Below are 5786 nucleotides of genomic sequence, written 5' to 3' on the forward strand. Positions count from 1 at the left end.
AGTCCGGCGACGACTGGGATATCGCGCGCGCCGCCGCCACGATGAAGGGCGAGGGGCAGGAAGCGATGACTTCGGCGGTTATCAGCCGGGCGATACATGGGAGCGCGGACTCGTGCCGCGTGAGCTGCAGAAACCCCTGCAACTCGCCGAGCCGGAGCTACCGTTGCCGGTGTCGCCGCCGCTCGATCAGCTTGGCCGACCGTTTGCTTCACGGCAGCTGCCCAAGGGCAAGGAGCCCGATTATTACGTCCAGCGCTTCCTGCAGCGGTTCGGCGCCGACATCGGACGGGGTGTCGTCTACCGGGATCGCTCCGGCCATGCTGTTGTCATCTCCGACCAGCTCTTCCGCAATGCAGCCGGAGCATGGAAAGTTCTGAAGTTCGGGCGCGAGGTCGACATTGAGCGCCTGGCGGAGGCGATCTTTGATCCGGACGAGATCTGGGTCGACTGGGTCGTCATGCCGGACGGGTCACGCCGTCTCGTGCGCAGGTATCTGCGCTGGCACTCGGAAACGGGCAGCTACAGCTCTTTCGTCTGGACCTCACATATCTGGCAAGGCCTCACGTCCTTTGCCCCGCGCAAACGCGGCGGCAAGGGTAAACCCGATCAGAGCTATCTGGAAAAACACCGCCGGGGCGCGCTCGCCTATCGGAGGGAGTGACAAGAGGCCGGGGGTTGGTGCCCGGCCTCGTGCTGATGACAGGGTCTGGTGACATCTCCAACTGTCTCCGTCATCGCGCGTATCAAATATAGGCCGAGGAGGAGGACGATGCAACGATCCGTGGATGGTGGCCGCCAAGCGCACAGAACCGAGTTTAGCGGTGCATTTCCTCCTTCGGCCAATACACCCGCACTGTGCGGCCATTGAAAATAACGACCTCGATCACATCGAGTTCCTCGGGGCTGTATAACCTGATCCGCTTCATGCACCCGGAATAGCCGGGAGCGACTAAAGAACGATTGAGAGACCTTCAGAAAGGGCATTCTTTGACCGGCACACTACTGGAATTCAGCTTCAATGACAGTACACTTCGCGCAGATCTGCGCCGCAAGCTGGCTCAGCTCGAGGATCCGGAACCGTTCCTTAAATCCATCGGCGAAGAATTCGCAGGTGCGGGTGGTATCATCAACACCCGGTTCAAGCAGGAGAAAGGTCCCGATGGTACGCCCTGGGCACCGCTGGCGGATAAGACTGTCCGCCGCCGTCAAAAACAATACGGCAATGCACCGATGACCATCCTACGCATGCGAGGTCATCTGGCGGGGTCGATCAATTACCAGGTTGGTGGCGGTACCCTGAAGATTGGCGCGGGCAAGGAGGTGGAAGACTACGCCGCAATCCACCAGTTTGGCGGCGACGCGGGGCGCGGCCTGAGGGCGGTCATCCCGGCGCGCCCTTATCTCGGATTCTCGGACGATGACATGGCGCTGATCGAGGAAGAGGCTGTTGGATATTTCTGGTACTGACGAATGTCGGCACAGAGCCAAGGCCGTCAACTAGAGCGCTGAAATTCGCTCACGGAGCATGACGAAACAGCCAGAGCAGATGATAGTCGGGATTGCCGCATGCGGCCCATGGAAGCCGACACTGGTTGACCGAGCGGCAATTCCGGCATCATGAGTATTTTTCGAGAGATGTGTCATTCGTGCTCTCAGTTGAGTAGATGCATGCTGATGTGGCAACAATGTCGACGAATCTTCCCGTTGTGTCTAAGACAAAACTCCATATCAGCTCTGAATGCTAGCACTGCGGAACGCTAGATGTGGGTTTACTGTTCAAACATTCTTCCCTAGGTTGAGGATGCGCGCATATATTGGGGATGTCTTCTACATGAACGCTACGGATTGGTCCACAATTGTAGGAAAGTCTGGGAACAACCAGTACGAGAACCGAGTCGCAGCCCTGAAATCGAAAGAGATTGATACGTCATCAATTGAGGCGACTGTCGATCAAACCATTCAGAATCTGCAGCAACAAGAAGCTCGATCATTCGTGATTTTCGGTGAACCTCAGAGCGGCAAAACCGAGATGATGATCGCATTGAACGCCAAACTTCTCGATCAGGGTTATCCAATAATCATTAATCTGCTGACCGACAGTGTAGACTTGCTCGACCAAAGCCTTAAGCGCTTTCGAGGGTCAGGGCTCAACCCCTCACCTAAACAGTTTAGCGACCTTCCAAGTGATCCTAAACGTTTGAGAGGTCAAGAATGGGTGGTTTTTTGCAAGAAAAATGCACGTGATCTCGAAAAACTGATAGAGTTCCTTCGACTAGAATCTGGATTGATCGTCGTCGACGATGAAGCCGACTACGCATCTCCTGATGGCAACGTCAACAAACCGGAATACGACAAAACAAAAATTAACAAACTTATATCCGATTTGATCGGCAAGGACGGCATTTATATTGGGGTGACAGCAACTCCGGCTCGCCTAAATCTAAACAACACTTTCGACAACGAAAGCGAACGCTGGGTTGATTTTGTGCCGCACCCTTTCTACGTGGGGCAGGACTTCTTCTTTCCGCATAGTGAAGAGTGTGGATATCGCCTGCATACTTTTGCAGTAGACGAAGGAAGTGAGCGTGCGGAGATTCAGAAGGCGATACTGCACTTCTTGTGTGGCGTCGCTGAACTTCATCAACTAGGAAAAAACCAAAATTTCACGATGCTCGTTCATACAAGCGGCAAGAAAGTGGAGCATGCCGAGGATGTGGAACTGATCCAATCGACCCTTGCGACACTCTCGAACGCCAGCAGCCCAGGATTTGAAGGGCTTAGAAAGAAGCTGTGGAATATCGCTTCTCAATACGGGGATGCGGACACGATTGGAATATTTGTCCTGCGCAACATCCGAAAGAACACGTTAGTTGAGATAAATTCACGGAACCCAAAGCCAGGCAAAGTAGCTGAAATCGCAAACCCGACCAGTTTGTTTTCTTTCGGAGTCGGTGGAAACATCATTTCGCGGGGGGTCACCTTCGACAATTTGCTGTCCATGTATTTCACAAGGTCAGTCAAAGGAAAGTTCTCACAAGATACTTATATCCAGAGGGCCCGAATGTTTGGCTCAAGGGAGGGGTACAAGGAGTATTTCCAACTCTGGATTCCAGAAACTGTGATGGGTAATTGGAGCAAGTGTTTTGCTTTTCACAAACTGGCACTTGAAGCTTTACGTATTGGCGCCGGCGCACCTGTTTGGCTTTCGGACCACAAAACGACACCCACGTCTCCCGCTTCCATTGATAAGTCGAGTGTGGATTTCGAGGGTGGAGAAATGTCTTTTGCTCTTTTTGACTTTGATGAGGAGAAGATCTGTGACTTGTTCAAACGCCGGGACCGAGACGATCAAGAAGTGCTGTCTGACATCTATTCAAGCCTGAACGCCGAGGAATTCCCCCATTATGTGCGAAGCTACTTGGATCAGGAGCTGCGACCAGGTTCCAGAATCATCTCCTTCCACAGACCCAGCGGGTTCGGTACCAACGCAAGAAAGTACACCGAAGAAGAAAAGCACAACATTCGAAGGACAAAAGGAATATTCGCCACCAATGAGTATAGACGTAGTGAGAATCCAACTGCACGGCACCATTTGAAGGTGTTTCACAATGGCATGGGCAAGGCGCGGCTGTTCTACAAGATCAACGGTGGCGCTATTAAATTCATTCAGAACCGAAGATGATTTCCGACACAGCAAGATATCATGGCTCATTCTTTACGCTTCTGTTCGACGAAGTTGATCAGCCCTTGATAGTTGAAAGGCTGTCAGAATACGGCGTTGGCTGCTACCTGCTCGCCGAAAGAATTCCGGTCTACCTAAAGCACTCAACTAAGCGCAAAGGACCTTGGGCTTTTAATTTCTTTCGCTCACATCAAGTCGCTCAACAGACGCTTTTTGAGAAGTATGGTGAGTGTTTCACCTGCATGATTTGCGGGCAAGATGGTATTGCAGGTTTGAGCATGGCAGAATTCAGACAAGTTCTTGATGGAAACTTCGAGGAACAGGAGTGCGTTTCTGTCCGACGCCGGTTAAAGACGATGTATCACATCAAGGGAAGAGACGGTGAACTCGAGAACCGCGTTGCTCGGCGTTCAGTGTTCGAAAAACTAACAGCAACAATAATGAGCGCAGGGCAATTATGATTCATATTCATCCGTTTCCAGCCAGAATGGCACCTGAAATTGCCCTGAAAGGTCTCGAAGATTTGCCGAAGGATTCTTTGGTACTCGACCCAATGTCAGGCTCAGGAATGGTCATTGGCACAGCGTCAAAACTTGGTCTCAACTCGATAGGGTACGATCTTGACCCATTGGCTTGTATGATCTCAAGAGCGAATGGGAATTCACTTAGCCCTGACAAGGTCCGGAAGCACTGCAGTAGGTTGCTGGAACTTTGCAGGCAAGTTTGTCCTGAGGAAGTGCACTTGCCATGGATCGATTCAGACGTTGAGACGCAAGAGTATATCGATTTTTGGTTTGCAGCTGGGCAGCAAAAACAACTTCGGGCATTGAGCCACCTGCTTGTCGCGCAACCGTTTATTTCTACACCAAAGTACTTGGATCTGCTAAAGATTGCGGTATCGCGCTTGATTGTGACCAAAGATCCAAAAGCATCTCTTGCTAGAGACACGGCTCATAGTCGACCGCACAGAACCATTACAGAGAACAAATTTGATGTTTTCGAAGCGTTGACGAAGTCCGTTGAGCACGTTCTGGCAGCACTTCAGCCAGGGAGGATCAAGGCGAATGCAAAAACATATCGTGGGGACGCGCGGAGAATGGGGCGTCTGGACGAATGCTCAGTCGACTGCATCGTTACCTCCCCTCCCTACCTTAACGCTATTGACTACATGCGGGGTCATCGCCTGTCGTTGGTTTGGATGGGGTACAGCGTCTCGGAGCTTCGAAAGATACGAGCGCGTTCCGTCGGAGCTGAAATAGTCGATAACCGAGCTGACTGCGACGAGTTGCGCACGTTTTTTTCTTTGTTGCACAAGGATGTGGACGAAAAAAAACGACGTATTCTGAGGCGATACTATCGAGACCTATATGACTTGACTGCCGAAGCACACCGAGTTCTGAAGCCGACGAAGACTGCCACCTACGTAATCGGGAATTCGAGCGTCAAAGGGCATGAAGTCAAGAATTCCGACCTGCTGATCTTTGCCGCACTGCGAAGCGGCCTTCTACTCCGTGATCGCTATGAGAGAGATATTCCGGAGAACCGCAGGTACATGCCTCTCCGGACTTCTGGTGGGTCTACCTTGTCAAAAAGGATGCGATCTGAGCACGTTCTCATATTCGAGAAAGCCGCTTAAACATGCTCGATCAACGTGCCTGCTCCTTTACAGTATGAAGTGCAACAAAACACTCACCGACGATCGATTTGCAGACGAACGCCACGGAGGCGCTGAGAACACCGCGCGGCTATGGTTCCCCCAGCAATCCCGTTCCCCGCGCTAAACCCCCCGTTAAAATCGCTCTCCTGCGATCCTGATATCCTTCCCTCGACTGCGATTTCACAAATCGCTTGCGAACCGTCCGATCTTCGCCATGATCAGGGTAGTCACCCAGTGACCCTCCCCTGAACTCAGTTCAGGTATTTCCCCTAAAATGAGCCGGTTAGTTTGCCTCCATCATTTACGCGATGGAGCAAATTATCCATGCCCTCAGACCCCAACCCCAAGAAGAGGAGACCTCCATGGGTGGAGATCCCAAAGACCTCGCGACGCGCGAGGCGGACCTGGCCAAGCGCGAGCGCGCACTGCGCCATACCGAAAGCGTGG

5 protein-coding genes are annotated in these 5786 nt (G+C 52.2%); all 5 read left to right on the forward strand.

Annotated elements, in window-relative coordinates; genetic code table 11:
• A partial coding sequence (locus GOX53_RS28505) for a PBECR2 nuclease fold domain-containing protein (protein WP_254446854.1) occupies window positions 1–661 on the forward strand: 661 nt, incomplete at its 5' end.
• Between the two features lie 326 nt (window positions 662–987).
• The gene (locus GOX53_RS28510; RefSeq protein ID WP_171182258.1) at window positions 988–1467 is read left to right on the forward strand and encodes a phage virion morphogenesis protein; all 480 of its coding nucleotides are present in this window, start codon (window positions 988–990) and stop codon (window positions 1465–1467) included.
• Between the two features lie 364 nt (window positions 1468–1831).
• On the forward strand, window positions 1832–3682 hold the full coding sequence (locus GOX53_RS28515; RefSeq protein ID WP_171182259.1) for a Z1 domain-containing protein: 1851 nt from the start codon (window positions 1832–1834) through the stop codon (window positions 3680–3682).
• Entirely contained in the window at window positions 3679–4143 is a 465-nt protein-coding gene (locus GOX53_RS28520; protein WP_171182260.1) for a hypothetical protein, read from the forward strand. Before GOX53_RS28515 ends, GOX53_RS28520 begins: the two co-directional genes overlap by 4 nt.
• Window positions 4140–5318 (forward strand): hypothetical protein, encoded by a 1179-nt coding sequence (locus GOX53_RS28525; RefSeq protein ID WP_171182261.1) that lies wholly within the window; start codon window positions 4140–4142, stop codon window positions 5316–5318. Before GOX53_RS28520 ends, GOX53_RS28525 begins: the two co-directional genes overlap by 4 nt.
• Window positions 5319–5786 lie beyond the last annotated feature (468 nt).

The organism is Ruegeria sp. HKCCD8929 (genome assembly GCF_013031405.1).
Lineage (GTDB): Bacteria > Pseudomonadota > Alphaproteobacteria > Rhodobacterales > Rhodobacteraceae > Ruegeria.